At 72.5% G+C, this 26071-nt stretch carries 22 protein-coding genes; 14 read left to right on the top strand and 8 right to left on the bottom strand.

From position 1 onward, the window contains the following. Positions 1–257 precede the first annotated feature (257 nt). Both ACZ4XX_RS32410 and afsK read left to right on the top strand, forming a co-directional pair. A complete protein-coding gene (locus tag ACZ4XX_RS32410) occupies positions 258–1043 on the top strand; it encodes a VOC family protein (RefSeq protein ID WP_468511429.1) in 786 nt (261 codons plus the stop codon). A 137-nt stretch (positions 1044–1180) separates the two neighbouring features. Further along, entirely contained in the window at positions 1181–3637 is a 2457-nt protein-coding gene (gene afsK, locus ACZ4XX_RS32405) for a protein serine/threonine kinase AfsK (RefSeq protein WP_468511428.1), read from the top strand. Between the two features lie 99 nt (positions 3638–3736). Here afsK and ACZ4XX_RS32400 read toward each other — a convergent pair whose 3' ends face one another. Continuing rightward, complete coding sequence (locus tag ACZ4XX_RS32400) at positions 3737–4345, bottom strand: hypothetical protein (RefSeq protein WP_468511427.1); 609 nt, start codon at positions 4343–4345, stop codon at positions 3737–3739. 125 nt (positions 4346–4470) lie between these two features. Between ACZ4XX_RS32400 and ACZ4XX_RS32395 the strand changes: the two genes are divergently transcribed. After that, positions 4471–5055, top strand: coding sequence for a hypothetical protein (locus ACZ4XX_RS32395; RefSeq protein WP_468511426.1), 585 nt, complete (start codon positions 4471–4473; stop codon positions 5053–5055). Positions 5056–5065: 10 nt separating this feature from the next. Here the strand turns inward: ACZ4XX_RS32395 and ACZ4XX_RS32390 are convergent, their stop codons facing one another. From ACZ4XX_RS32390 to ACZ4XX_RS32380, 3 genes are read right to left on the bottom strand one after another with little or no spacing between them, the layout of a single operon-like run. Beyond that, positions 5066–5842: an enoyl-CoA hydratase/isomerase family protein gene (locus tag ACZ4XX_RS32390; protein WP_468511425.1), complete on the bottom strand. Its 777-nt coding sequence runs from the start codon at positions 5840–5842 to the stop codon at positions 5066–5068. Next, on the bottom strand, positions 5839–6264 hold the full coding sequence (locus tag ACZ4XX_RS32385; protein WP_318210760.1) for a Zn-ribbon domain-containing OB-fold protein: 426 nt from the start codon (positions 6262–6264) through the stop codon (positions 5839–5841). Before ACZ4XX_RS32385 ends, ACZ4XX_RS32390 begins: the two co-directional genes overlap by 4 nt. 13 nt (positions 6265–6277) lie before the next feature. Further along, on the bottom strand, positions 6278–7420 hold the full coding sequence (locus tag ACZ4XX_RS32380) for a lipid-transfer protein (RefSeq protein ID WP_468511424.1): 1143 nt from the start codon (positions 7418–7420) through the stop codon (positions 6278–6280). Between the two features lie 89 nt (positions 7421–7509). On the opposite strand from ACZ4XX_RS32380, the gene ACZ4XX_RS32375 reads away from it, so the two are divergent. Continuing rightward, complete coding sequence (locus ACZ4XX_RS32375) at positions 7510–9066, top strand: FadD3 family acyl-CoA ligase (protein WP_468511438.1); 1557 nt, start codon at positions 7510–7512, stop codon at positions 9064–9066. Positions 9067–9165: 99 nt separating this feature from the next. Beyond that, positions 9166–9834, top strand: coding sequence for an LppU/SCO3897 family protein (locus ACZ4XX_RS32370; protein WP_468511423.1), 669 nt, complete (start codon positions 9166–9168; stop codon positions 9832–9834). Positions 9835–10078: 244 nt separating this feature from the next. On the opposite strand, the gene ACZ4XX_RS32365 is transcribed toward ACZ4XX_RS32370, so the two are convergent. Both ACZ4XX_RS32365 and afsR read right to left on the bottom strand, forming a co-directional pair. After that, positions 10079–10276 (bottom strand): hypothetical protein, encoded by a 198-nt coding sequence (locus tag ACZ4XX_RS32365; RefSeq protein WP_468511422.1) that lies wholly within the window; start codon positions 10274–10276, stop codon positions 10079–10081. A 231-nt stretch (positions 10277–10507) separates the two neighbouring features. Further along, complete coding sequence (gene afsR, locus ACZ4XX_RS32360; RefSeq protein WP_468511421.1) at positions 10508–13576, bottom strand: SARP-family global regulator AfsR; 3069 nt, start codon at positions 13574–13576, stop codon at positions 10508–10510. Between the two features lie 358 nt (positions 13577–13934). On the opposite strand from afsR, the gene ACZ4XX_RS32355 reads away from it, so the two are divergent. The 7 genes from ACZ4XX_RS32355 to ACZ4XX_RS32325 all read left to right on the top strand — a co-directional run bounded on the left by ACZ4XX_RS32355 (position 13935) and on the right by ACZ4XX_RS32325 (position 23669). Beyond that, complete coding sequence (locus ACZ4XX_RS32355; protein WP_468511420.1) at positions 13935–15152, top strand: amidohydrolase family protein; 1218 nt, start codon at positions 13935–13937, stop codon at positions 15150–15152. A gap of 116 nt (positions 15153–15268) precedes the next feature. Then, positions 15269–16186: an LLM class F420-dependent oxidoreductase gene (locus tag ACZ4XX_RS32350; protein WP_468511419.1), complete on the top strand. Its 918-nt coding sequence runs from the start codon at positions 15269–15271 to the stop codon at positions 16184–16186. A gap of 11 nt (positions 16187–16197) precedes the next feature. Then, on the top strand, positions 16198–16959 hold the full coding sequence (locus tag ACZ4XX_RS32345) for an SDR family NAD(P)-dependent oxidoreductase (RefSeq protein WP_468511418.1): 762 nt from the start codon (positions 16198–16200) through the stop codon (positions 16957–16959). A gap of 132 nt (positions 16960–17091) precedes the next feature. Then, positions 17092–18216: an LLM class flavin-dependent oxidoreductase gene (locus ACZ4XX_RS32340; protein ID WP_468511417.1), complete on the top strand. Its 1125-nt coding sequence runs from the start codon at positions 17092–17094 to the stop codon at positions 18214–18216. A gap of 443 nt (positions 18217–18659) precedes the next feature. Beyond that, complete coding sequence (locus tag ACZ4XX_RS32335) at positions 18660–20399, top strand: N-acyl-D-amino-acid deacylase family protein (protein ID WP_468511416.1); 1740 nt, start codon at positions 18660–18662, stop codon at positions 20397–20399. Further along, positions 20396–21847, top strand: a complete 1452-nt coding sequence (locus ACZ4XX_RS32330) for an aldehyde dehydrogenase family protein (protein WP_468511415.1) — start codon at positions 20396–20398, stop codon at positions 21845–21847. The genes ACZ4XX_RS32335 and ACZ4XX_RS32330 overlap by 4 nt, the downstream gene beginning before the upstream one ends. Positions 21848–22085: 238 nt before the next feature. Then, a complete protein-coding gene (locus tag ACZ4XX_RS32325; RefSeq protein WP_468511414.1) occupies positions 22086–23669 on the top strand; it encodes an APC family permease in 1584 nt (527 codons plus the stop codon). Between the two features lie 106 nt (positions 23670–23775). Here ACZ4XX_RS32325 and ACZ4XX_RS32320 read toward each other — a convergent pair whose 3' ends face one another. Then, a complete protein-coding gene (locus tag ACZ4XX_RS32320) occupies positions 23776–23991 on the bottom strand; it encodes a hypothetical protein (protein WP_468511413.1) in 216 nt (71 codons plus the stop codon). A gap of 69 nt (positions 23992–24060) precedes the next feature. Here ACZ4XX_RS32320 and ACZ4XX_RS32315 point away from each other — a divergent pair, with 69 nt between their 5' ends. After that, positions 24061–24564 (top strand): GNAT family N-acetyltransferase, encoded by a 504-nt coding sequence (locus ACZ4XX_RS32315; RefSeq protein WP_468511412.1) that lies wholly within the window; start codon positions 24061–24063, stop codon positions 24562–24564. Here ACZ4XX_RS32315 and ACZ4XX_RS32310 read toward each other — a convergent pair. Next, positions 24548–25288 carry a GNAT family N-acetyltransferase gene (locus tag ACZ4XX_RS32310; RefSeq protein ID WP_468511411.1) on the bottom strand — a complete coding sequence of 247 codons (741 nt, stop codon included), beginning with the start codon at positions 25286–25288 and terminating at the stop codon, positions 24548–24550. The genes ACZ4XX_RS32315 and ACZ4XX_RS32310 overlap by 17 nt on opposite strands. Positions 25289–25400: 112 nt before the next feature. On the opposite strand from ACZ4XX_RS32310, the gene ACZ4XX_RS32305 reads away from it, so the two are divergent. Then, the gene (locus tag ACZ4XX_RS32305) at positions 25401–26066 is read left to right on the top strand and encodes a hypothetical protein (protein ID WP_468511410.1); all 666 of its coding nucleotides are present in this window, start codon (positions 25401–25403) and stop codon (positions 26064–26066) included. Positions 26067–26071 lie beyond the last annotated feature (5 nt).

The raw sequence follows: 26071 nt of genomic DNA, 5'->3' as shown, positions 1-26071 counted from the left end.
GTGTCTCCGTGGGCGGGGCGGTGCGGGGGAGGGGCGGGATCGCGCCACTCGTGACGGGTGGGCAGACGGTCGGCGGGGTCTTCGCGTCCCGGCGGCGGGATTCCCGTACCCGAATAGGCTTATGAACAGCCTGTGGACAACTTCGGTGGACAACTCAAGCGCCCCAAGGGTTCTGGGACGATAAATCGCCACTTTGTTCGCATGTCGGGGCGGTGCGGGACGCTGCGGGACGGTTTCCGCCGACCTAGCGTGTGGACATGGCCGTACGTACTGAGGGCACCCCCTGCTGGGTGGACGCACAGCTCCCCGACCTCGAGGCGGGCAAGCGCTTCTACGGCGAGCTCTTCGGCTGGACCTTCGACCCCGACCACGACGAGGCCCTCCTCGACGGGCGCCGCGTCGCCGGCCTGCTCCCCAAGCGCGACGGCCGCATGCCCACCACCTGGACCGTCTACCTCGCCACCGAGAACGCCGGCACCCTCGCCACCCGGATCAAGGCCGCCGGCGGCCAGATGGTCATGGAGCCCTACCCCGTCGGCCCCTTCGGCGTCCTCGCGCTCGCCGCCGACCCCGGCGGCGCCGTCTTCGGCCTCCGCCAGTCCGGCGACGACAACGGCTTCGAGGTGATCAACGAACCGGGCTCCTTCTGCTGGATGGAGGTGTACACGCGCCGCCCCGACGCCGTCGACACCTTCTACGCCACCGTCTTCGGCTACCTCGGCCGCCAGGCCGACGCCGACGAGGAGGGCAGGGAGGCCGACTTCGACTACCGCGTCTGGTCGCCCCCCGGCTCCCGGACCGGCGACGACAGCGCCTTCGGCGGACGCGCCGTCATCAGCGACGACTTCCCCGCCGAGATGCCGGGACACGTCCTCGTCTACTTCGCAGTCCCCGACTGCGACGAGGCCTGCGCGACCACCGTCCGGCTCGGCGGCCGGGTCGCCACCCCCGCCTTCGACACCCCGCACGGCCGCATCGCCGTCGTCCACGACAACCAGGGCGCGCGGTTCGCGGTCCTCTCGGAGCCGTCCGGCACGGTGTGAGGCTTCCCTTCCGGATGGCTTCCATATGACCTGAGACACCCCGATCCGCCCCCGGGTTCGCAACCGGGCCCTCGGACAGGAAGAATCAGGGCCACGGGGCCGTACCCTCATGGCCCGTACGGGGAGGTGGCAGGCAAGTGGAACAGCTGACGCAGCACGACCCGAGACGTATCGGGCCCTTCGAGGTGCTGGGCCGGCTCGGCGCGGGCGGAATGGGCCTGGTCTATCTCGCGCGCTCGGCCTCGGGCCGGCGCGTGGCGATCAAGACCGTGCGCACGGAGCTCGCTGAGGACCAGCTGTTCCGGGTCCGCTTCACCCGTGAGGTGGAGGCCGCGCGGGCGGTCTCCGGCTTCTACACGGCCGCCGTCGTGGACGCCGACCCACGGGCCGCCGTGCCCTGGCTGGCGACCGCGTACGTCCCCGCGCCCTCGCTCGAAGAGATAGTGAACGAGTGCGGACCGCTCCCGGCCCAGGCCGTGCGCTGGCTGGCAGCCGGCGTCGCCGAGGCCCTGCAGTCCATCCACGGCGCGGGCCTGGTCCACCGTGACCTCAAGCCCTCCAACGTCCTCGTCGTCGAGGACGGCCCCCGGGTGATCGACTTCGGCATCGCGTCGGGCGTCTCCAACACGCGCCTGACCATGACCAATGTCGCCGTCGGCACCCCGGCCTACATGTCGCCCGAGCAGGCCCGCGACTCGCGCAGCGTCACCGGCGCGAGCGATGTCTTCTCGCTGGGCTCGATGCTGGTCTTCGCCGCGACCGGCCACGCGCCGTTCCACGGCGCCAACCCGGTCGAGACCGTCTTCATGCTGCTGCGCGAGGGCCCCGACCTGGAGGGCCTGCCCGACGAGCTGCGGCCCCTCATCGACTCCTGCATGCAGATGGACGTCACCCGCCGGCCCACGCCGGCCGACCTCCAGGCCCAGCTCGCCCCGCATCTCTTCGGTCCCGGCAGCGACGACAGCGGCACGGCCTCGGCCTGGCTGCCGCGCAGCGCCACCGACATGATCGAGACCCGCCGCGGCGGCCGCCCGGCTCCGGCGGCGACCGCGCCGCCGATGCCGCCGCGCCCGCCCCGGCAGCCCGCCGAGCGGGGCGGCGACCCGCGCTTCCCGGACCCCGCACCCGTCGGGGGCGGGGGCCGGCACGCCGAGCCCGCGCCCGTCGGCGGCGGCCGGCACGCGGGGCCCTCCGAGAGCTCGGGCGGTCCCGTACGCCTCGGGGGCGCGACCGTCCCGATCGGCCCCGGCCCCCGGGTCGCCGACACGCGTGCGGCGCTCGCCGTCGGCCGGAGCGCCGACGCGGGCCCGGCGACCGGCTGGATCCGTCCGCCCGGCGGCGGCCCGCACGGTGCGGACCACGGTTCGTACGCCGGGGAGCCCGGCCCGCCGCCCGGCTCCCGCCCGGTCAACGTGCCGCCGCAGGGCTCCGACCAGACCGCGCCGGCCGAACCCGGCCCCTGGCGCCCGTGGCGCTTCCGGATGTCGAACGACGTCTGGGGCACCCCGGTCGTGGACGGCGACCTGTTGTACGTGACCTCTTTCGAGGTACACGCCCTGGACACCGGCAGCGGTCGGCGCCAGTTCAAGACCCGGGACGTGGCCTGGTCCATGGCCGTCGCCGCGGGCCGTATCCACGCCTCCGACGGGCCCACGCTCTACGCCCTCGACGCGGCCGACGGAACCGAGCGCTGGCGGCTGCACACGGACGCCTGGGTGTACTCGCTCCAGGTCGACCGGGGCACCGTCGTCACCGGCACGCGCGGCGGCGGCGTGCAGGGCTGGGAGGCCTCCAACGGCGCCAGGCTGTGGGAGATCACCGGCGCCCAGACCGACTTCGAGACCCCGGAGGCGGGGCCCGCCGTGCACGGTGACACCGTGTACGTGTGGCGGGAGGCCCGGCTCCAGGCCCTCGACGCCCGCACCGGCGTGGAGCGCTGGTCGTACCCGATCGGCGACGCCGCCTCCTGTGCCAACGTGCCCGTCCGGGTCGCTCCGGCCGAGGACGGCTGCGTGTACGTCTCCGCCGGGACCCGGGTCCTGTCGATCGACATCGCCGCGGGTCACGTCCGGTGGCACTTCGAGGCACCGGCGGTCTTCACCTCTCCGCCGGCGTTCGCGCCGGGCCCGGCGGTCACGGGCGGCGGGGTGTACCTCTCCGACCACCTCGGCACGGTGTACGCGCTCGACGCCACCACCGGTCAGGACCGCTGGCGCATCGCGACCGAGCCGCGCCAGTCGACCGAGCCGGTCCTCGTCGCCGACGGCAACGTCCACGTCGGCAGCGGCAGCGCGCTGTACACGCTCGACGCGGTCACCGGCACGCCCCGGTGGCGGTTCGCGGCGGGCGGTGAGCTGGTGGGCTCCCCGGTCGTCGCCGACGGCCGGGTGCACTTCGGCTCGGCCGACCACGTCCTCTACACGCTGGACGCGACCGGCGGGCAGCTCCGCTGGAAGCTCGCGACCGGCGGTGAGATCACCGGCTCGCCGGTGGTGAGGAACGGGGTCGTGTACGCCTGCAGCAAGGACCGCTGCGTGTACGCGCTCGACGCGGCCAAGGGCACGGCCACGGGCCGCGGGGCCGCCGCGCGGTAGCCCGGGCGACAGGGCGTACGCGGGCCGGCAGGACGTGCGCCGCCGGGTCGGCAGGGCGGCGTACGACGTACGGACGGGAGGGACCCGCCCCGAAGCGCTTCAGCTCTTCGGTGGCGGGTTCCGCCGTTCCTGCTCCGGGTCCCAGGTCGGTACGTCGAAGGTCTGGGTCGCCGCGTACGGCGCCGAGGCCTGCGGGTGCGCGCGCGGCTCCTCCAGGGTGGACGGGTCCTCCGGGGGCGGCCCGTCGAGCGTGGGACGGGTGGGCCGCGGCTGCCGGTCCACGTGGTGCGGCGGCCGGGACCTGCCCGACATGACGAGCGCGCCGAGCAGCAGCAGGATCCCGCCGCCGAAGGCGTTCGCGACCCCGTCGCCGAGCCCCGTACCGTCGCCGCCGATCGTGAGGCTGCCCTCCGCCTGTCCCACCCGCACCATCCACAGGACGGTGAAGCCGAGGACGACGAGCCCGGCGAACGCGACGAGCAGCCGGGAGCGCAGCACCACTCCGACGAGGGTCAGGAGGGCGGCGAAGAGGAACGGCGCGAGCATCGAGCCGAGCAGCTCGCCCTTGGCGTCGGTGATGCCGGTGAACAGCTCGTCGATCGCGTAGTCGCGTCCGTGACGGCCGTCGTACCAGGCACGGAAGGGGCTCCAGACGGCGGCCGTCGCTCCGACGAGAGCCAGCACCGAGCCGGCGACATTGCGGATCATCGATGCGGCCTCCTTGGCGGTCCGGCTCTCGCTCCCGACGCTACGCCCGCAGCGGGGGGCCCGCCATGCGGCCAGGGGGCGTCGCTAAAGTGGCGCGGACACGACAGGGAGACGGGGGAGCGGCGATGGTACGCACACGCCTGAAGCTCGCGGCGACACTCACGGTGGTGGTGCTGGCGCTGACCGGTTTCCACACCGGCCACGGCAGCAGTAGCAGCGGTGGCGGCAGCGGGAAGAGCAAGAGCGGCAAGAGCCGTGACGGAGACTCCGACGGCGGAGGCTGCTCCAGTTCCAAGAAGAGCAACGACGACTACGAGGGCGACTCCGACTCCGGTTCGGACTACGGTTCGAGCTCCGGCTCCGGCTCGTACACGACGGCCCCGACGCCGACGCCGACGCCGGTCTCCGCGGCGCGGGCCGAGGTCGTGGTCGTCGACTGTGTGAAGCCCGCCGCGAAGAAGCGCAAGGGCAAGCCGGCCCGCGCCGCCGACACGACCGCGACTTTGAAGATCACCCCGAACGACCTGCAGGTCCGGGGGACGTTCGTGGTCACCGTGAAGTTCAAGGACGCCAAGGGCGCGACGGTGGACATGGACATCGTCGAGGTCACCGTCAACGGCGCCGAGAAGGAGTTCGAGGCCTACGTACACGACCCCAAGGACGTCGAACGGGTGAAGAGCTGCACGATCGGTGACGTGACCGAGCGGTAGCCGGACCGCCTCAGCGCAGCCGGAATCCGGCCGCTCTCCTCCCGAACAGCTCCGCTTGGCGGTCCGCCGTGAGGTTGCCCAGGGCGACCAGGTGCGGCGCGTGCGCCAGTGCCTGGGCCCGGGCGGCCTCCTTCACCGACCACAGTGCCCGGACCGTCCCCTGCACCGCCTCCGTCGGGTGGGCCGCGATGACGGCGGCCGCCTCGCACGCGGCGGCCAGCGCGCCGCCGGGCGGGGTCAGCTCGGAGACGAGGCCCGTCTCGTACGCCCGCCGGGCCGAGATCCGTTCGGCGCTGCCCATGAGGGCCATCCGGGCGATCTCCCCGTACGGCATCCGCAGGGCCATGTGGACGGTCTCGAAGGCGCTGACCATGCCGTAGGTGGTGTGCGGGTCGAAGAAGGCGGCGTCCTCGCCCGCGACCAGGAACTCCGACTCGCCGAGCAGGTAGAACGCCCCGCCGCAGGCCATCCCCTCGACGGCGGAGACGACCGGCTTCCACAGGTCGTTCGCCTTGGGGCCGATCGTGAGGAGCGGGTCGTCGATCGTGTACGGGGACGAGGGCTGCGGCACGTTCCCGACGGCGGCCCGGTCGATGCCGGTGCAGAAGGCCCGCCCGCCCGCCCCGGTGACGACGATCGCGCGGATCTCGTCCTCGTACCGGAACCCCCGCCAGACCGCGCCCAGCTCACGGGCCATGTCCAGGGTGATCGCGTTGTGCTTCTCGGCCCGGTCGAGGGTGACGACGGCGACCCCGGACTCCTCGTCCCGCTCGACCCGGATGCTCATCCGCGCTCCAGGAGCCAGCGCGGCACGACGACGCCGTCGACCTCGGCGAAGGCCACCCGCACCGGGGCGCCGATCCGGAGCCGACTCGGGTCGACCGAGTTAAGCGGCGCGTCCGGGGCGGCGACCACGTTGCCGACGAGGCGGATGCGGGGGGCGTCGGCCAGTTCGACGATCACCGCGTTGTACGGGGCCTGGGCGGCGTACTCGGGCAGGAGGGGCGGGTGGGGGAGGACGTACGACCAGATCCGGCCGCGGCCGGACATCGGGCGCCACTCGCTCGCGAACGACTGGCAGTGCGGGCAGCAGGGGCGGGGCGGGAAGCGCAGCTCGCCGCAGTCGGCGCAGCTCTGGACGCGCAGTTCGCCCTGGGCGGCGTACTCCCAGAAGGGGGCGCCGTCCTCGTCGGTGACGGGGGTCAGCATGTGGATCAGCTCCTCAGGTGCGCAGCAGGACGGCGGAGGTGGGGACGCCCTCGCCCGCCGTGACGAGGCAGGTGGCGGCGTCGGGGACCTGGGCGGTGGAGGTGCCGCGGAGTTGCTTCACGCCCTCGTTGATGAGGTTGAAGCCGTGGACGTACGCCTCGCTGAGTCCTCCGCCGCCGGTGTTGAGGGGCAGCCGGCCGCCGATCTCCAGCGCGCCCCCCTCCGTGAAGGCGGCGCCCTCGCCGCGGCCGCAGAAGCCGTAGCCCTCCAGGGAGAGCGGGACGAGCGGGGTGAAGGCGTCGTAGATCTGGGCGACGTCGACGTCCTGGGGGCCGAAGTCGGCCTGCTTCCAGAGGTGGCGGGCGGCGGTCCAGGCGGGTCCCGAGAGCGGGTCGTCGTTCCAGTAGTTGACCATGCCGTGGTGCTGGGCGGGCAGGCCCTGGGCGGTCGAGTGGACGTACACGGGCTTCTGGCGGCAGTCGCGGGCCCGCTCGGCGGAGACGATGACGCAGGCCAGCGCCCCGTCGGTCTCCAGGCAGTTGTCGAAGAGGCAGAGGGGTTCGCTGATCCAGCGGGAGGTCATGTACATCTCGCGGGTCAGCGGGCGCTCGTACATGATCGCGGCGGGGTTCTGGTTGGCGCGGTTGCGGCAGGCCAGGGCCACGTTGAAGAGGTGGTCGCGGGTGGCGCCGTACTCGTGCATGTAGCGGCGGGCGAGCATGCCGATCTCGTCGGCGGGGCGGAGCAGGCCGAAGGGGCGGGTCCACTGGCCGGGGGTGGGCAGCTGCACGGCGGTGTTCTTCCAGGGGCGGGGGCCGCTGCCCCGCTTCCGGGACCGCCAGGCGACGCCGACGCTCGCCTGTCCGGTGGCGACGGCGGCGGCGAGATGGCCGACGGTGGCGCAGGAGCCGCCGCCGCCGTAGCCGACCTTGGAGAAGAAGGTGACGTCGCCGGCGCCGATGGCCTTGGCGACCTCGACCTCGTCGGTCTCCTCCATCGTGTACGAGGCGAAGCCGTCGACCTCGGAGGGTTCGATGCCGGCGTCGTCGAGGGCGGCGAGGATCGCTCGGCAGGCGAGTGTCCTCTCCGTCTCGGGGAGCTGTTTCGCGAAGGGTGTCTGACCTATGCCGACGATGGCCGTGGCGTCCTTGAGCACCGAACCTCCTCATGGGGCAGCACTGCTGACAGCGCGTCAGGCTACAACTAATCTGACGGATAGTCAGCTACAGGAGGTTGGGTATGAACATGCGCGGCGACCTGGAGTGGGGCACGATCCCCGGTCTCGTCCGAGCGGCCGCCGAGCGGTACGGCGCGCGGGAGGCCGTCGTCGACGGCCGCAACCGCGTCGGCTACGCCGAACTCGGTGAACGCGTGGAACGGGCCGCGGCCGCCTGCCTCGCCACCGGCATACGGGTGGGGGACCGGGTCGCGATCTGGGCCCCCAACACCCTCGACTGGATCGTCTCCGCGCTCGGCGCCGTCACCGCCGGCGCCGTCCTCGTCCCCCTGAACACCCGCTTCAAGGGCACCGAGGCGGCGTACGTCCTCCAGCGCTCCCGCGCCCGGCTGCTCTTCGTCACCGGCACCTTCCTCGGCACCTCGTACGTGGCCTCCCTGCGCCGCTCCGGCGTCGCCCTCCCGGACCTGGAGCGGGTCGTGGTCCTCGGCGACACCGCGCCCGAGGAGTGGACGACCTGGAAGGAGTTCCTGGCGGAGGGGGACGCCGTCCCGGCGGCCCAGGTCCACGCGCGGGCCGCCGCCATCGACCCCGCGGGCCCCTCGGACATCATCTACACCTCCGGTACCACCGGCCGGCCCAAGGGCGCCGTCATCAGCCACGCCCAGAGCCTGCGCTGCTACGCGATCTGGTCCGAACTCGCGGGCCTGCGCGAGGGCGACCGCTATCTCGTGGTCAACCCCTTCTTCCACACCTTCGGCTACAAGGCGGGGATCCTCGCCTGCCTGATGCGGGGCGCGGTGATCGTCCCGCAGCCGGTCTTCACGGTCGACACCGTCCTCGCCAACATCGCCGCCGAACGCATCACCGTCCTCCCCGGCCCGCCCACCCTCCACCAGTCCCTCCTGGACCACCCGGCGCGCGGGAGCCACGACCTCTCCACCCTCCGCCTCGTCGTCACGGGCGCGGCGGTCGTCCCCCTCCGCCTGGTGGAGCGCCTCCGCTCCGACCTGGGCGTCGGCACGGTCCTCACGGCGTACGGCCTCTCCGAGGCGAGCGGCATCGTCACCATGTGCCGCCGCGAGGACCCTGCCGGGACGGTGGCCACCACCTCGGGCCGCGCCATCCCCGGCACGGAGGTCCGCGTCTCGCCGACGGGCGAGGTGCTGGTCCGCGGCCACCACGTGATGACCGGCTACTTCGAGGACGAGGCGGAGACGGCGGCGGCGATCGACGAGGACGGCTGGCTCCACACGGGAGACATCGGCGTCCTCGACGAGGAGGGCAACCTCCGCATCACCGACCGCCTCAAGGACATGTTCATCGTGGGCGGCTTCAACGCCTACCCGGCCGAGATCGAGCAGCTGCTCGGCCTCCACCCGGACATCGCGGACGTCGCCGTCATCGGCGTCCCGGACCCGAGGCTGGGGGAGGTGGGCAAGGCGTTCGCGGTCCGGAGGCCGGGCGCGAGGGTCACGGCGGACGACCTGATCGCCTGGTCGCGGCGGGAGATGGCGAACTTCAAGGTGCCGAGGGAGGTCGAGTTCGTGACGGAGCTGCCCAGGAACGCGAGCGGGAAGGTGGTGAAGGGGGAGCTGAGGGCGAGGTGCGCGGGCGCCGCCTGAGCGCGTGCGCCCTCGCAGGGAGCGCAACCGTTCGACGCCGTGTACACGTCATAGGGGCAGTCCTCGGCGAACCGCAGTCCACCTCCCCTGGAGCAGCCCGTGTCCTCGCCAGCGCCTTCCGAGATCCCTCTCACCCTGACCCCGCAGCAGGCGGCCCAGGGCGTGATCATCACCGTCACGCTGCCGACCGGCCCCGCCCACCTCAGCATCCGCCCCTGCCGCCACGGCGAACTCGTCGCCGCCCGGCTGGGCGAGGGCACGGTGTACCTGCGCATCACCGTCGCGAACGGCCGGAAGAACGGCGGCGTCCTCGGCTGCCTGATCCCGCTCGCCGTGATCGGCGCGATCATCGGCGGCTCGTACGTCCTGAGCGACGACAAGGACGACCGGCCCGGTTCGACGGGCCCCGGCCCGATCCCGACGTTCTCCTACCCGCCCCCGCCCACCTTCGACGTGGACGGCACGCCCGGCGCCGGTGCCACCCCGACGGAGGAGGAGCCCGACCCGTACGAGAAGGGCACCTGCCTCAACGGCTCGCTCCCGGACTCGACGACCGCGCAGTCCGTCAGCGGTGTCGACGAGGTCCCGTGCTCGGCGTCCGACGCGCACTACAAGGTGATCCAGACGTTCCCGTTCACCTCCGACATGAACCGCTGCAACACCAACCCCAGGACCCAGTACGCCTTCTCGCACCGCTACACGATGAACGGCGCGGTCGTCAGCCAGTACGTCTACTGCCTGATCGGCCTCGGCTCGTACGCCCGCTGAGAACCGGGCGCGACACGGCGGGCCCCGCGGGGCCGTGCACACACCGGAGGGGCCGGGCAGCTGCCCGGCCCCTCCGTTCGTGGCGGTCCGATCGCGTTGCGCACGGGTCCTGTCCTGACGGATCCCCCCTGGTTCCGCCAGGTGTCCCCCGAGCCCGTGTGCTCCCCCGTCGACCGGACCTCCCTTGCCGGCCCCGGCAGCTCCCCCGAAGTCGCCGCCGCGGCCGTTCCCCGTCGGGAATGGCTCAGTTGGCCGGCTCGGTGGTCACGTGGATGTTGCCGAGCGGAGCGGCGACCGGGGTCTCACCGTCGGCCTCGCCGCCGGTGACGTGGATGTTCTTGATGCCGATCTTCTCGGCTATCGCGTCCTCGGCCTCTCCGCCGGTGACGTGGATGTTCTTGGTCTCGATGTCCGTCGGCTTGACGATCGGCTCGTCGCTCATCGCAACCTCCTGTGGTTCTACTCGGGACAGATGGGTCGTCGAGACCCGTCCGACCGTTCCCCCGTGAACGGCCGGACGGGTCCCCCTGCAGGGCCGCTCACCCTAGTGCGTCGGTGCGACGGCCTTCTCGGCGACCCGTCTGCCCCCCGACGCGACGGATCGATAGGGGAAGCATGGCCGTCGGCGATAAACGAACGATGAACGCCCAGTCCGGGGGACCGGCCGGGCGGTTCAGGCGGCCGCGGCCGGGGCGAGCAGGGACCGGACCTCCGCGGCCTCGGGGGAGTCCAGCTCCTCGTAGATGGCCAGGGCGTCCCGCCAGCACACCTCGGCCCTGCCCAACTGGCCGAGCCCGGTGAGGGCGTGGCCCAGGACGGTGAGGACGTTGCCCCGGCGCCACTCGCCTCCGATGCCGCGCAGAACCGTCAGCGCCGTCTCGGCGTCGGCGGCCGCCTGCGCGTACCGGCGTCCCGCCACGTCCACCTCGGCCATGCGGAACAGCGTCATGCCCTCCCACAGCCGCTGCCGGCTGTCGCGGAAGACCTCCAGGGCCGCGGCCAGGCTGTCGTGGGCCTCGGTGAGCTGGCCGCTCCGGGTCAGCGCCACACCCATCGCGTAGCGGCCGTTCGCCCCCTTCAGGCCGTGGCCCATCCGGTCGTAGATGGCCGTTCCCCGGCGGGCCAGGACGACCGCGCTGGTCGTGCGCCCGGTGAGCAGGTGGATCCGGGAGAGGTTGCACAGGGCGCTCGCCTCACCCGGTTCGTCCTGGCAGTTCCGGAACTCCTCGATGGCGCGGTTGAGGAACTCCTCGCCCTCCTCGTAGCGGTTGCGGTAGACCGCCATGACGCCCAGGGTGTTCGCCGCCCACGAGCGGGGCATGCGGTCGTCGACCCGGTCGGCCAGGCCCATCGCCTCACGGGCCTCCTGGTCCGCCTGGTCGAAGCGGCCGGACACATGGTGCACGTACGCCGACGCGATCGCCGCGCGGCCCGCCGCACGGGTGTCGTCGGTGCGCGCCGCCGCCTCCCGCAGAACCGTCGCCACCGCCTCGTACTCGCGCGAGTTCGCGCCCGACTCCGCCAGGTCCAGCGACGCCCAGAGCAGGTCCACGCCCCGCCGCAGGGTCCCCGGGGACGCCACCGACTGGCGGACCGTCGCCAGGAGGCAGTTCGCCTCGGCGTAGAGCCAGTCCTGGGCCGTGTGGCGGTCGGTGAAGGTGAGGCCCTCGTGGGTGGTGGGTTCCAGGTGATCGACGAGGCGGTCGCCGGGGCGCTCGATCGCGTACACCCGCGCCGCCGTCGACAGGTAGAAGTCCAGGAGGCGGGACAGGGCCGCCTCCTTCTCCGTCGGGGGCTGTTCGTCGCGGTCCGCGCACGCACGCGCGTAGAGCCGTACCAGGTCGTGGTAGCGGTAGCGTCCCGGGGCCGCCGATTCCAGGAGGGACGTGTCGACCAAGGCCTCCAAGAGGTCCTCCGTGTCCCAGAGCGGGAGGTCCAGGACCGCCGCGGCCGCCGCGAGCGAGATGTCCGGGCCGTCCGCAAGGCCCAGCAGCCGGAACGCGCGCGCCTGCGCCGGCTCCAGCTGTCCGTAGCCGAGTTCGAAGGTGGCCTTCACCGCCAGGTCGCCCGCCTGGAGTTCGTCCAGGCGCCGCCGCTCGTCCGCCAGCTTCGCCGCCAGGACCGACACCGTCCACGTCCGGCGGGCCGCCAGTCGCGAGGCCGCGATCCGGATCGCCAGGGGCAGGAAACCGCAGGCCGCCACCACGTCGAGGGCCGCCTCGCGTTCCGACTGGACCCGCTCCACGCCCACGATCCGCGTGAACAGCTGGAGCGCCTCCTCCGGGGACATCACGTCCAGGTCCACCAGATGCGCGCCCGCCAGGTCGACCATCCGGATCCGGCTCGTCACCAGCGCCGCGCAGCCCGCCGTGCCGGGCAGCAGCGGGCGGATCTGCGCCGCGTCCCGCGCGTTGTCCAGGAGGACCAGGACCCGGCGCCCGTCCAGCGTCGAGCGGTACAGCGCAGCCCGGTCGTCGAGCGAGTCCGGAATGGCCGAGTCCGGGGTGCCGAGGGCCCGGAGGAACGAGCCCAGGACCGTCTCCGGCGCGGCCGCCCGGGAGCCCGCCCCCTGGAGGTCCACGTACAGCTGCCCGTCCGGGAAGTGCGGCCGGGCGTCGTGCGCGACGTGCACGGCCAGCGTCGTCTTGCCGACCCCGCCGATGCCGGCCAGCGCCGACACCGCCATGACATGGCCCTCGGCCGTGGCCAGCCGGGCGCCCAGCTCCCGTACGAACGCGGCCCGGCCCGTGAAGTCCGGGACGGTCGCCGGGAGTTGCGCGGGACGGGCGACGGACGGAGCGGCCGGGGCGGCCTCCTCCACCGGGCGGGCGAGCTCGGCGTCGGCCTGCAGGATGCGCTGCTGGAGCCGGGAGAGTTCGGGGGTGGGGTCGACGCCCAGTTCGTCGGCGAGCAGCCGGCGCGTGTCCGCGTACACCGCGAGCGCCTCGGCCTGTCGGCCGCTCCGGTAGAGGGCGAGCATCAGCAGCTCTCGGAGCCGCTCCCGCAGCGGGTGCGCGGCGGTGAGCGCGGTCAGCTCGGACACGGCCTCCGCGTGCGCGCCGACCTCCAGGTCGATGTCGAGCCGGGTCTCCAGGAGCGTGAGTCGCCACTCCTCCAGACGGGTCCGCTGCGTCTCGGCGTACGGCCCCGGCACGGAGGCCAGCACCTCGCCGTCCCACAGGTCCAGCGCCTCCGCGAGCCGGTCGCGGGCGCCCGCCCGGTCCCCGGCGGCCCGCAGCTTCTCGGCCTCGACGCCGAGTTCCTGCGCGGCGGCGACGTCGAGCGCGGCGGCGGAGGTGCGCAGGGCGTAGCCGCCGGACTCGCTGACGAGGACCTTGGGGCCGAGCGCCTTGCGGAGCCGGGAGGCGTACGTCCGTACGGCCGCGAGGGCCTGCGAGGGCGACTCCTCGCCCCAGAGGGCGTCGATCAGCTCGGAGGCGGTGGCGGTGCGCCCGCCCCGCAGGAGCAGCGCGGCGAGCAGGGCCCGCTGCTGGGGGGACCCGGTGGGCACGGGCTCCCCGTCCCGCCAGGCCCGGACGGGCCCGAGCACGGCGAACCGGAGGAGCCCGGAGGCGGGTGCGGTGGGGTGGTGACCGGGGATGTCGTCCGTCCCGGGGTCCGCACCCGCGTCGGGCCCGGCGCCGGGCCTGTCGTCCGCACCCGTGTCCGGCCCGGCGTTCGTGCCCGCGTCGGGCCCCGCGTCCGCCTCCCCGTTCGTACCCGCGACGTGGCCGGAATGCATACCCTCGCCCCGGCCCGCTCCCTCGCTCGCGGCCCCGTCCCGGCCCGTGAGGGCCTGTGCTTCCGTGTCTGCCCGTCCGCGACCGCCCTCGTCGGGGTTCAGGCCCGTGCCGGCGTCCGCGCCCGTCTTCGGAGCCCGTTGCACCGGAACTCGCGGCCCGCTCTCACGGTCCATAGCTCCCCCTGCCCGTACCGCCCACGCTTGTTTCGCCCTGGACAGTCTGCCTTGTCCGGAGGGAGTCCGTCAGCATCGGGTCGGCCGTAGTCCGGGCCGTGACACGGCCGTAGTGAGCCCGTCGTACCACCGATTCGCCGCACGATAGCTGACGGACCGTCAGATCAGCGCTACCGTGAAAGCCATGGAGACCTTCCCGAAGATCATCTCGGTGGACGACCACACCGTGGAGCCCCCGCACGTCTGGCGGGACCGGCTCCCGTCCCGGTACCACGACACCGGGCCCCGGATCGTCCGCGCCCCGCTCAAGGAAATGACCTTCCTCGGCGGGAGGTTCGCCCCCGTCATGGGGGCCAAGGGGGACGAGGGCCCGATCGGCGACTGGTGGGTCTACGAGGACCTGCACCGGCCCCTGACCCGCCTCGACACCGCCGTCGGCTACGACCGTGACGAGATACGGCTCGAAGTCATCACCTACGAGCAGATGCGGCCCGGCTCCCACTCGGTGCCCGAGCGGCTCGCCGACATGGACGTCAACCACGTCCAGTCCGCGCTCTGCTTCCCGACCTTCCCCCGCTTCTGCGGGCAGACCTTCACCGAGGCGGGCGACCGCGAGCTCGGGCTGCTCTGCGTCCGGGCGTACAACGACTGGATGGTGGAGGAGTGGTGCGGGCCCGAGGCGCAGGGGCGACTCATCCCGCTCACCCTCATCCCGCTCTGGGACCCGGAGCTGGCCGCCGCCGAGGTCCGCCGGAACGCCGCGCGCGGGGTGCGGGCGGTCGCGTTCTCGGAGATCCCGCCGCACCTCGGGCTCCCCTCGGTGCACACGGACCACTGGGACCCCTTCTTCCGCGCCTGCGACGAGACCGGCACGGTCATCGCGATGCACATCGGCTCGTCCAGCCGGATGCCGTCGACGTCCGCCGACGCCCCGCCGGCCGTCGGCTCGACCATCACCTTCGCCAACTGCTGTTTCTCGATGGTCGACTGGCTGATGAGCGGCAAGTTCGAGCGCTTCCCCAACCTCAGGATCATGTACGCGGAGGGCCAGATCGGCTGGATCCCGTACATCCTGGAGCGCGCCGACGTGGTGTGGGAGGAGAACCGCGGCTGGGGCGGGGTCGCCGACAAGGTGCTGCGCCCGCCGTCGGAGCTCTTCGCCGGGCATGTCTTCGGCTGCTTCTTCGACGACGCGTTCGGCCTGAAGAACCTCGACGCGATCGGGGTCGGGAACGTCCTGTACGAGACGGACTACCCGCACTCGGACTCCACCTGGCCCAAGTCCAGGGAGGTCGGCGAGGCGCAGATGGGTCATCTGGCACCCGACGTCGTCGAGCGCATCGTCCGCGGCAACGCGATCGACCTCCTCGGCCTGACCCCGGACGGCCTCTGGCGCCCGTAGGCCGATGGCCCCCACCCCTTGTCTGATGGCCCGTCAGGTACGAGCATGGGCCCCGCTCGCAGAAGTGACGGTTCGTCAGACAAGGGCCGCGAGGCCAGGGCTCGAGGGGGTTCCTCATGGTGGTCTACGGGATGCAGCTGCCGGTCCAGTCGCAGAGCGCGATCTACGCCGAGCCCTGGGAGGCGACCGCCGGGGTCGCCGATCTGCTCGCCGTCGCCCGCGCCGCCGAGGACCACGGATTCGACTACCTCGCCTGCTGCGAGCACGTCGCCATCCCGCGCCGGCTCGCCGAGGCCATGAGCACCGTCTGGTACGACCCGGTCGCCACGCTCTCCTTCCTCGCCGCCGCCACCGAACGCGTCCGGCTGCTCTCGCACGTCGCCGTCGTCGGGCTGCGCCATCCGCTCGCCACCGCCAAGGCGTACGCGACGCTCGACCACCTCTCCGGCGGCCGGCTCGTCCTGGGGGTCGGCGCCGGGCACGTGCAGGAGGAGTTCGAGACGCTCGGCGTGGACTTCGCGCGCCGGGGCGCCGTGCTCGACGAGACCATGGACGCGCTGCGGGCCGCGCTCGGGCCCGAGGAGTACCCGGAGCACCTGGGGGAGCGGTTCGCCTTCAAGGACCTCGGGCAGCTGCCCCGGCCCGCACAGGAGCGCGTCCCCCTCTGGGTCGGCGGCTCCTCCCCGGCCGCCGTGCGCCGCGCCGCGCTCAAGGGGGACGGCTGGCTCCCGCAGGGCGATCCGCGCGAGCGGCTCGCCGTGCAGATCCAGAAGCTGCTGCGGCTCCGCGCCGAGGCCGGGATCGCGGAGCCGATCACCGTCGGCGCGATCGCCGAGCCCCTCTACATCGGCACGCCCGACCGGCCCGTCGGCCGGCGCACCCTCAGCGGTCGCCCGGAGGAGATCGCCGCCTCCCTGCGCGCGTACGGGGAGATGGGCGTGCACCAGATCCAGGTCCGGTTCCGCTCCCGGAGCCGTACCGAACTCGTCGACCAGATGGCGGCCTTCGGCACGGAGGTCGCCCCTCACCTCTAGGGAGCACGGACATGGGCACACTCGACGGACGGGTCGTCCTCGTCACCGGCGCGGCACGCGGGCAGGGCGAGCAGGAGGCCCGGCTGTTCGCCGCGGAGGGCGCCAGGGTCGTCCTCGCGGACGTCCTCGACGACGCCGGCGCCACGCTGGCCAAGGAGCTCGGGGAGGAGCGGGCCGTCTACGTCCGTCTGGACGTGACCAGGGAGGACGACTGGGCCGCGGCCGTGACGGTCGCCAAGGAGCGGTTCGGGAAGATCGACGGGCTCGTCAACAACGCCGGCATCCTCCGCTTCAACGAGCTGCTCTCCACTCCCCTGGAGGAGTTCCAGGCGATCGTCTCCGTCAACCAGACCGGCTGCTTCCTCGGCATCCGCACCGTCGCGCCCGAGATCGCGGCGGCCGGCGGCGGGACGATCGTCAACACGGCCTCGTACACGGGTCTGACGGGGATGGCGGGGGTCGGCGCGTACGCCGCCTCGAAGCACGCCGTCCTCGGGCTGACCCGGGTGGCGGCCCTGGAGCTGGCCGCGAAGGGGATACGGGTGAACGCCGTCTGCCCGGGCGCCATCGACACCCCCATGAGCAACCCGGAGGGCGTGGACCCGGCCGCCACGGCCGAGCTGTACCGCAAGCTCGTGCCGCTCGGGCGGATCGGCCGCCCGGCCGAGGTGGCGGCCCTCGCGCTGTTCCTGACCGGTGACGACTCGGCGTACATCACGGGGCAGCCGTTCGTGATCGACGGCGGCTGGCTGGCGGGAGTCAGCCTCTTCTAGTTCCGGCTCCAGCCTTACCTGACGACTCGTCAGCTATTGACGGGCCCACCCCGCGGTGCGACAGTCGGGCACATCAAGAATCTGACGGCTCGTCAGAAACCCGTCAGGAACTCACGAGGACGGTGAACCCCCTTGGAATTCGGGATCTTCGTACAGGGATACGTCGGCAAGCGCGCCGAGACCGATCCCGAAGCCGAGCACAAGGCGCTCATGGAGGAGACCGAGTACGTCATCCAGGCGGACAGGTCCGGCTTCAAGTACGCCTGGGCCTCGGAGCACCACTTCCTGGAGGAGTACTCGCACCTCTCCGCCAACGACGTCTACCTGGGCTACCTCGCCCACGCCACCGACCGGATCCACCTCGGCTCCGGCATCTTCAACCCCCTCGCCCCCGTCAACCACCCGGTGAAGGTCGCCGAGAAGGTCGCCATGCTCGACCATCTCTCCGGCGGACGCTTCGAGTTCGGCTCCGGCCGGGGCGCCGGCTCCCACGAGATCCTCGGGTTCATGCCGGGCATCACCGACATGAACCACACCAAGGAGCTGTGGGAGGAGACGATCGCCGAGTTCCCCAAGATGTGGCTCCAGGACGAGTACGTCGGCTTCCAGGGCAAGCACTGGTCGCTGCCGCCCCGCAAGGTCCTCCCGAAGCCGTACGGGAAGTCCCACCCCGCCATGTGGTACGCCGCCGGGTCCCCGTCCTCGTACGCCATGGCCGGCAGGAAGGGCCTCGGAGTCCTCGGCTTCAGCGTGCAGAAGGTCTCCGACATGGAGTGGGTCGTCGAGTCGTACAAGAACGCGATCAAGGAAGCCAAGGCGATCGGCGACTTCGTCAACGACAACGTCATGGTGACCTCGACGGCGATCTGCGCCGAGACCCACGACAAGGCGGTCGAGATCGCGGTCGGCGGCGGGCTGAACTACCTCCAGTCCCTCCTGTTCCGCTACCACGACACCTTCCCGCGGCCGGAGGGCATCCCGGAGTGGCCCGAGCTGCTGCCCGAGTACTCCGCCGAGATCATCGAACTCCTCATCCAGGAGGAGCTGATGATCTGCGGCGATCCGTCGGAGGTCCTGGCGCAGTGCAAGCGGTGGGAGCAGGCGGGGGCGGACCAGCTGTCCTTCGGACTGCCGATCGGGATCTCGTACGAGGACACGATGAACTCGATCAAGCTGATCGGTGAGCACGTGATCCCGAAGATCGACACGGACCCGATCCACCGCACGACCCGCTTCCGCCGCGCCGCGGGCGCCTGACGCTCCACCCGCGGCACGGGCCCAGCCCCTGACCGGCGCCTCCGCCTCCGCGCGCGGGGCCCGCGCCTTGCAGGGGCCTCCGCCCGCCACCGCCCGGCGTGTGGGGCCCGCGTCCCGCGCCCCCCGCCGTGTGGGCGATCGTCCCTCCCCCGAGGACTTCGTCCAGGGGGGACCCCCAGGGCGGGACGGGTGGGCACACGGGACGGCGCCCTTGGCGGCGCCCCCGGCCCTTGTGCCTGGACCCGCACCCACAGTGCGACGCACATCGGGTGCGGGTCCAGGCCCGGAAGCCTGACCGCCAGGTGCAGCCGCAGCGCGGTGCACGACGAGCGCGGGGTGGTGTCTTCCCGGACCGCCGCCCCGTACCGGCCCCGGCCGGAGGCCGTTCCGCGGCGGCCCCCGGTCCGGGGCACACCCGTGTCCACGTCCAGAAAGGGACCGTCATGCTCGACCACCTCATCACGGGCGCCACCGTCGTGGACGGCACCGGCGCCCCCGCCTTCACCGCCGACGTCGGCATCCGCGACGGCCGGATCGCCGTCGTCGCGGAGCCCGGCACCGTACGCGAGGAGGCCGGGAGCACCGAGGACGCCACCGGTCTCGTCCTCACGCCCGGCTTCGTCGACCCGCACACCCACTACGACGCCCAGCTGTTCTGGGACCCGTACGCCACCCCGTCCATGAACCACGGGGTCACCACCGTCGCCGGCGGCAACTGCGGTTTCACCCTCGCCCCGCTCCACCCGGACCGGCCCGAGGACGCCGACTACACGCGTCGCATGATGTCGAAGGTCGAGGGCATGGCCCTGAAGGCGCTGGAGGAGGGCGTCGACTGGTCCTGGTCGTCGTTCGCCGAGTACCTCGACGCCCTCGACGGCCGGATCGCCGTCAACGCCGGTTTCATGGTCGGTCACTGCGCCCTGCGCAGGTACGTGATGGGCGCCGACGCCGTCGGCGGGCAGCCCACCCCCGAGCAGCTGGCGCACATGGTCGCCCTCCTCAAGGAGGCCATGGAGGCCGGTGCCTGGGGTCTTTCGACCACCCAGTCGTCCACCCACTCCGACGGCGACGGCGCTCCCGTCGCCTCCCGGCACGCCGGCCCGGAGGAGCTCGTCGCGCTCTCCCGCGCCGTCGGCGAGCACGAGGGCACCCAGCTCGAAGCGATCCTGGCCGGCTGCCTCGACCAGTTCTCCGACGACGAGATCGAGCTGTTCGTCGAGATGACGGCCGCCGCCGGACGCCCTCTCAACTGGAACGTCCTCACGATCGACGCGTCCGTCCCCGAACGGGTCCCGCGCCAGCTCACCGCCTCCGAGCGGGCCCGGAAGTCCGGCGGGCGGATCGTGGCCCTCACCATGCCGATCCTGACCCCGATGAACATGTCGCTCGGGACGTTCTGCGCCCTCAATCTCATCCCGGGGTGGGGGGAGGTCCTCGGACTTCCCGTCCCGGAGCGGATCGAGAAGCTCCGTGACCCGGACGTGCGGGCCGAGATGCTGCGGCGGGCCGACTCCAGGGAGGCCGGCGTCTTCCGGCGGCTCGCCCACTTCGGGCGGTACGTCATCGGGGACACGTACAGCCCCGAGAACGAGGGACTCACCGGCCGCGTGGTGAACGACATCGCGGCCGAGCGCGGCCAGGACGCCTTCCAGTGCCTCGTCGAGATCTGCGCCCACGACGAGCTCCGGACGGTCCTGTGGCCGATGCCCAGCGACAACGACCCGGCCTCCTGGGCGCTGCGCCGCGAGACCTGGGACCACGAGGACGTGATGCTCGGCGGTTCCGACGCGGGCGCCCATCTGGACCGGATGTGCGGGGCGCCGTACACGACCCGGTTCCTCGGCGACTGTCTGCGCGGCCGGAGGCTCGTGCCGCTGGAGCGGGCGGTGCGGATGCTGACCGACGACCCGGCCCGGCTCTTCGGGCTCCGCGAGCGCGGCCGCATCGCCGAGGGCTTCCACGCCGACCTGGTCCTCTTCGACCCGGAGCGGATCGACGCGGGCCCGGCGACCCTCGTGCACGACCTGCCGGGGGAGAGCCCGCGGCTCGACTCGCGGGCGGTCGGGATCGTGTCGGTACGGGTCAACGGCGTGGAGACGGTACGGGACGACGAGGTGACCGGCGCGGTCCCGGGGAAGGTACTGCGCTCCGGCCGTGACACGAGGACGGTGGCGACCAGGTGAACCAGCAGCTCTTCATCGGCGGCGAGTGGGTCGAGCCCGACGGCGGTCACTACGAGGTGATCGACCCGGCCACCGAGGAGGTCGTCGGACTCGCCCCGGAGGCCTCCCGTGCCCAGGTGTACGACGCGGCCGCCGCGGCCCGCGAGGCCTTCGACTCCTGGTCGCGGACGAAGCCGGAGGAGCGGGCGGCGATCCTCGACCGGGCGGCCGACCTGATGGCCAGGGACGCCGAGGCGAACACCCTTCTCGCCCGCGCCGAGACGGGTGCGACGACCGGCACCGCGCGCGGCATGCAGGTCGCCGTGGGCTCCGCCCGCTTCCGGCGGTACGCGCGGGGGGCGATGGAACCGGTCGAGCAGGCGCTGCCCCCGCAGATCAACGAGGCGGGCCCGATGGGGAAGGCCGGGGTGTTCGGCGCGGTGGCGGTGCGTCGCCCGGTCGGGGTCGTCACCTGCATCACCTCGTACAACAACCCCTGGGCCAACCCGGCGGGCAAGGTCGCCCCCGCGCTCGCGATGGGCAACACGGTCCTGGTGAAGCCCGCCCCGCAGGACCCGCTCTCCGTGTACGCGATGACCCGCGCCCTGGAGGAGGCCGGCGTCCCGCCGGGTGTCGTCAACGTGGTCACCGGTTCCTCGGTGGAGGCGGGTCGGGCGGCCGTGGACTCCCCGGACGTCGACATGGTGTCGTTCACCGGCTCCACGGCGGTCGGGCAGGCGATCGGCGAGGTCTGCGGCCGCACGCTCAAGCGGCAGCTGATGGAGCTGGGCGGGAAGGGGGCCGCCCTCGTCCTCGACGATGCCGACCTGGATGCGGCGGTGATGGGGATCGGGACGACGTTCTCCTTCTACAGCGGGCAGATCTGTACGGCCCCGACCCGGGTGCTCGCCCAGCGCGGGATCTACGAGCGGCTGATCGAGAAGCTCACCGGCTATCTGGCCTTCATGAAGGTGGGGGACCCGGCGGAGCGGGGCACGATCGTCGGCCCGGTGATCTCGGCGGCCCACCGCGACCGGGTGGAGTCGTACGTCGAGCTCGGCCGGAAGGAGGGGGCGCGGGTGGTCGTCGGCGGCGAGCGGCCGGACCTCCCGAAGGGCTTCTACGTGGCGCCGACGCTGCTCGCCGACTGCACCAACGAGATGCGGGTGGTGCGGGAGGAGATCTTCGGGCCGGTCGTCGTGGTGGTCCCCTTCGACGACGAGGAGGAGGGCATCGCGCTCGCCAACGACAGCGACTACGGGCTCCTCGACTACGTGTGGTCGGGCGACGTGGCCCGCGCCTTCCGGATCGCGGCCCGGCTGCGGGCCGGCGGGGTGGGCGTGAACACGATCGGACGGAACATGGAGGCGCCGTTCGGCGGATTCAAGCGGAGCGGGGTCGGACGGGACGTGGGCTCGTACGCGTTGCACGCGTACAGCGAGCTGCAGGCGGTGGTGTGGCCGGGCTGACGACGTCCTCGAAAATTCCTCGGGAAAATTTCGAATAGGACATTTCGGACCCAGCTGCGGTTCCCGCATATCGGACATGGGTCGACCGACCTACCAGTTGGTCGGCCCGTGCCGTTGGTCGATCTTTCAATCATTGGCGCACATCCGATTCGACCCTCGCAATGCAAGGCGGCGATCGATCAGGTGAGCGGATTTCGATCCTCCGGATATGGAAACCGCAGCCTTTAACGTCCTGTTCATGACTCAGGTGGATGCGCGGCCCCAGGCCGGAGACACGGTAAGGGGCGTCAATGCCCCGGGTGACACCGACGGCGCGGCCGGTGCCCATGGCGTCCGCACCAAAGGCCTCGGCGGAAACTCCGTCGGCCTCCTCGGCAGTGCCGTCATCGGCATCTCGACCGTCGCCCCCGTCTACTGCCTGACCTCGACGCTCGGCTCCACCGCCGGCGAGGTCGGACTGCAGATGCCCGCGATCTTCCTCGCCGGCTTCCTCCCGATGCTCCTCGTCGCCTTCGCGTACCGGGAGCTCAACAAGGTCATGCCCGACTGCGGCACCTCGTTCACCTGGACCGTGAAGGCCTTCGGGCCCCGGATCGGCTGGATGTGCGGCTGGGGCCTCGTCATCGCGACGATCATCGTCCTCTCCAACCTGGCGGGCGTCGCGACCTCCTACTTCTGGCTCCTCGCCGGTGAGATCAGCGGCGCTCCGTCCATCGCCGCCCTGGACGACAACAAAGCCGTCCACATCGTCACCTGCCTGGCCCTCATCGCCGCGGCCACCGCGATCAGCTACCGCGGCATGACCGCCACCAAGGGCGTCCAGTACACCCTCGTCGGCCTCCAGCTCGTCGTCCTCGCCGTCTTCGTGGGCATGGCACTGACGAAGGCCGGCTCCTTCGAGACCTCGGTCGACTTCTCCTGGTCCTGGATGAACCCCTTCGCGGTCCAGTCCTTCGCGGCCTTCACCGCCGGCCTCTCGCTCTCGATCTTCATGTACTGGGGCTGGGACGCCTGCATGGCGACCAACGAGGAGACCACCGGCAGCGCCAAGACCCCCGGCCGCGCCGCGCTCATCGCGATGGTCGTCCTGGTCGGCTCCTACCTGGCCACCGGCATCGCCGCGCAGATGGTCGTCGGCTCCGGCGAGGAGGGCCTCGGCCTCGCCAACCCGGAGACCTCCGACAACGTCTTCGCCGCCCTCGCCGGCCCGGTCATGGGCCCCACGCTCGGCATCCTGCTCTTCGTCGCGGTCCTCGCCTCGGCGGCGGCGAGCCTCCAGACGACGTTCATCCCGGTCGCCCGCACGGTGCTCGCGATGTCCACGTACGAGGCCCTGCCGAAGTCCTTCACCAAGGTCCACCCGGTCTTCAAGACCCCCGGCAAGGCCACGATCGTGGCTGGTGTCGCCACCGGCGTCTTCTACACCGTGATGACCCTGCTCAGCGAGAACGTCCTGGTCGACACCATCTACGCGCTCGGCCTGATGATCTGCTTCTACTACGCGCTCACGGCCTTCGCCTGCGTCTGGTACTTCCGCGGCGAGCTCTTCCGCTCCGGCCGGGACTTCGCCTACAAGGGCCTGATGCCGCTGCTCGGCGGACTGATGCTGACCGCCGTCTTCGGCAAGACGCTGTACGACATGTGGGACCCGGCGTACGGCTCCGGCTCCGCGGTCTTCGGCGTCGGCTCGGTCTTCGTGATCGGCGTCGGACTGCTGCTCATCGGCGTGGTGATCATGCTGGTCATGCAGCGCCGCAGCCCCGCGTTCTTCCGGGGCGAGGTCCTGACGAAGGAGACGCCGTCGCTGGTCGTCGCCGACTGAGTCCGGTGCGTCCGGTGGAGCGTTCCTGAGTCGCTGAAACGCGAAGGTGGCGGGCCCGTGGGGGGTCCCGCCACCTTCGTCGTCCTTCCCGTCGCCCGCGTACGGCTCAGTGGTGTCCGGGGAGCAGGCGTTCCACCGCCGCGTTCGCGGGCGGCAGGTCGGGCGTACCGGCCGGCTTGGCCTTCGGGGTCAGGACGCCGCTGAGCGGCACGACCGACGGCAGGTTCATCCCGCCCGTGTCGGCGGCGGCCGTTCCGGCGGCGGCGAGGCCGCCGGTCGCGGCGAAACAGGTCAGGGCGACTGCGGTGAGCATCTTCTTCATGCCCGCACCAACGCGGACGGCATGGATCCGGTTACGAGGGCGCTTCCGAAGCCTTCCTAGGATGCGCCCATGCACGGAGAGACGAACTGGTCCCTGCGCCCCGGGAGGGCGGAGGACGTCGAGGCGATGGCCGAGCTGCGGGCGGTCGTCATGCGCGACGACCTGGTGCGCCTCGGGCGCTACGACGAGCACCGGGTGCGGCAGCGGCTGAGGGACGGCTTCTCGCCCGGGCACACCTCGGTCGTCGAGGTGGACGGCGGCTTCGCGGGCTGTGTGACGCTGCGCCCTTGCGAAGACGGCGAAGGGCTCTACCTGGAGCACTTCTACCTGGCCCCCGCGGTCCAGGGGCGAGGCCTCGGGACAGCGGTGCTGCGGGAGCTCCTCGCCCGGGCGGACGAGGCCGCTGCACCGGTCCGCCTGGTCGTGCTCCAGGGCAGCGCCGCCCTCCGCCTCTACGAGCGGGAGGGCTTCGCCCACGAGTCGGAGGACCCGGTGGACGTGCTGCTCGCCCGCGAGCCACGGGTCGCCGCCGCACCCGCCCGAGGGAGGGGTCCCGCTACGCCTCCGCGATGAGCGCGGTGGCGACCGTACGGAAGCCGAGCCGCCCGTAGAGCCGGGCCACGTCCGCGTCCGACGCCGACAGGAACACCAGCTCCACGCCGCGGGACCGGGCGTCGGACACCAGCGCCGCCGTCACCGCGAGCCCGAGGCCCCGGCGCCGCGCCGCCGGGACGGTGCCGACGCCGACGACCTCGGAGACGGCCCCGACGGGCTGGTGCTGCCCCGCCGAGAGCGCGGTGCCTGCGTCGTCCAGGGCGGCCGAGAGATGGGTGTGACCCGCCGCGATCCGGTCGGCGACCTGGGCGACGGCGTCCGGCGTCGGCTCGGCACCGAAGGCCGCGTACGGAGCGGCGACCGCGCTCGCCAGGAACGGATCGCGCGCGCCGACCATCCGTACGGTGACGCCCTCGGGCCCGGCCACCGGGAGCGCGTCGCCCGCCAGGACCATCAGCGGATGCTCGTGGACGGTGAGCCCGCTCGCCTCCACCGCCGCCCGCAGCCCCGGCGTCGTCTCGGCCACCCACTCGAACGCCTCGGGCGCGCCCAGCTCCCGCTGCCGCGCCCTGACCCGGTCCACGTCGGCGACCGTCACCTCCCCGTCGTACCCGAGCGTGGGCCGCGCGTAGTACGGCCAGCCCGCCCCCTCCCGTACGAACAGGGTCAGCGGCCCGAACTCCTCTGCGCGGGCGGCGGAACGGGGGACGGCGTCGTAGTACGTCTCGATTCGCTTCAGCACGGGGTCACGGTAGGCGTCCGGTGCCGGAGGCCGCCCGTGTATTTCGGTCCCGCCCGGAACCGCACATGGCATGATCCCGTCACTCATTGCACGATCGACCGGGGGAGACGGCATGAGCACACACACCTGCCCGAGATGCGGGAGCGACGACCGGGTGCAGGCCGTGCCGGCCGTGTACCTCGCCGGACGGGACTCCGTGAGCAGCCGGGAGCGGAACCGGGACGGCGACATGCGGACCGTGACGCGGACGGCGACGACAGGGCTGTCCAAGGCGCTCGCGCCCGTACCCGAGCCGCCCTCGTACGCCGTCGGCTGCCTCGGCTTCCTCGCCGCCGTCGTCGCCGTCGTCACGTTCCTGATCGGGCTCCTGTCCGGGAAGTGGTTCGAGGACGAGCCGGCTCCGGCGGAACCTCTGGAACGGAACGGCTACCAACTGGTCCGACCGGAGTCGCCCTTCGGTGACCCCGGGCCGCCACCGGACCTCGCCTACCTGGGCTGGATCTCGGCCCTCGCGCTGCTCACGGCCGTCCTGGTGTTCACTTGGCTGTACCGGCGCAAGGCCCGCTTCACCCGCCTGACGCGCGGCCGCCACCACGCCGAGGAGCTCTGGTCGTGCGGCTGGTACTGCCACCGCTGCGGCACGGTCCACTTCGAGGACGTCCCCGGCGAGGACCGTGCCCCCCTCACCCTCCAGCAGTTCCGCGAACGGGTCTGGGAGCGCGGCGGCTACGGGGACCTGGCGGGCGAACAGCGAGCGGTGGCCGCGCTCGGGGACTGAGGGCT

The organism is Streptomyces sp. NPDC029956 (genome assembly GCF_055574655.1).
Note: the sequence above shows the minus strand (reverse complement) of the source record. Positions and strands in the feature narration are given on the sequence as shown.

What these genes read in the sequence shown, in the direction of transcription:
- ACZ4XX_RS32410 (WP_468511429.1), top strand. Translation starts at nt 258, where the DNA reads ATGGCCGTACGTACTGAGGGCACCCCCTGCTGGGTGGACGCACAGCTC.
- ACZ4XX_RS32400 (WP_468511427.1), bottom strand. Translation starts at nt 4,345, where the DNA reads ATGATCCGCAATGTCGCCGGCTCGGTGCTGGCTCTCGTCGGAGCGACG.
- ACZ4XX_RS32395 (WP_468511426.1), top strand. Translation starts at nt 4,471, where the DNA reads ATGGTACGCACACGCCTGAAGCTCGCGGCGACACTCACGGTGGTGGTG.
- ACZ4XX_RS32390 (WP_468511425.1), bottom strand. Translation starts at nt 5,842, where the DNA reads ATGAGCATCCGGGTCGAGCGGGACGAGGAGTCCGGGGTCGCCGTCGTC.
- ACZ4XX_RS32385 (WP_318210760.1), bottom strand. Translation starts at nt 6,264, where the DNA reads ATGCTGACCCCCGTCACCGACGAGGACGGCGCCCCCTTCTGGGAGTAC.
- ACZ4XX_RS32375 (WP_468511438.1), top strand. Translation starts at nt 7,510, where the DNA reads ATGCGCGGCGACCTGGAGTGGGGCACGATCCCCGGTCTCGTCCGAGCG.
- ACZ4XX_RS32365 (WP_468511422.1), bottom strand. Translation starts at nt 10,276, where the DNA reads ATGAGCGACGAGCCGATCGTCAAGCCGACGGACATCGAGACCAAGAAC.
- afsR (WP_468511421.1), bottom strand. Translation starts at nt 13,576, where the DNA reads ATGCATTCCGGCCACGTCGCGGGTACGAACGGGGAGGCGGACGCGGGG.
- ACZ4XX_RS32355 (WP_468511420.1), top strand. Translation starts at nt 13,935, where the DNA reads ATGGAGACCTTCCCGAAGATCATCTCGGTGGACGACCACACCGTGGAG.
- ACZ4XX_RS32350 (WP_468511419.1), top strand. Translation starts at nt 15,269, where the DNA reads ATGGTGGTCTACGGGATGCAGCTGCCGGTCCAGTCGCAGAGCGCGATC.
- ACZ4XX_RS32345 (WP_468511418.1), top strand. Translation starts at nt 16,198, where the DNA reads ATGGGCACACTCGACGGACGGGTCGTCCTCGTCACCGGCGCGGCACGC.
- ACZ4XX_RS32335 (WP_468511416.1), top strand. Translation starts at nt 18,660, where the DNA reads ATGCTCGACCACCTCATCACGGGCGCCACCGTCGTGGACGGCACCGGC.
- ACZ4XX_RS32325 (WP_468511414.1), top strand. Translation starts at nt 22,086, where the DNA reads ATGACTCAGGTGGATGCGCGGCCCCAGGCCGGAGACACGGTAAGGGGC.
- ACZ4XX_RS32320 (WP_468511413.1), bottom strand. Translation starts at nt 23,991, where the DNA reads ATGAAGAAGATGCTCACCGCAGTCGCCCTGACCTGTTTCGCCGCGACC.
- ACZ4XX_RS32315 (WP_468511412.1), top strand. Translation starts at nt 24,061, where the DNA reads ATGCACGGAGAGACGAACTGGTCCCTGCGCCCCGGGAGGGCGGAGGAC.
- ACZ4XX_RS32305 (WP_468511410.1), top strand. Translation starts at nt 25,401, where the DNA reads ATGAGCACACACACCTGCCCGAGATGCGGGAGCGACGACCGGGTGCAG.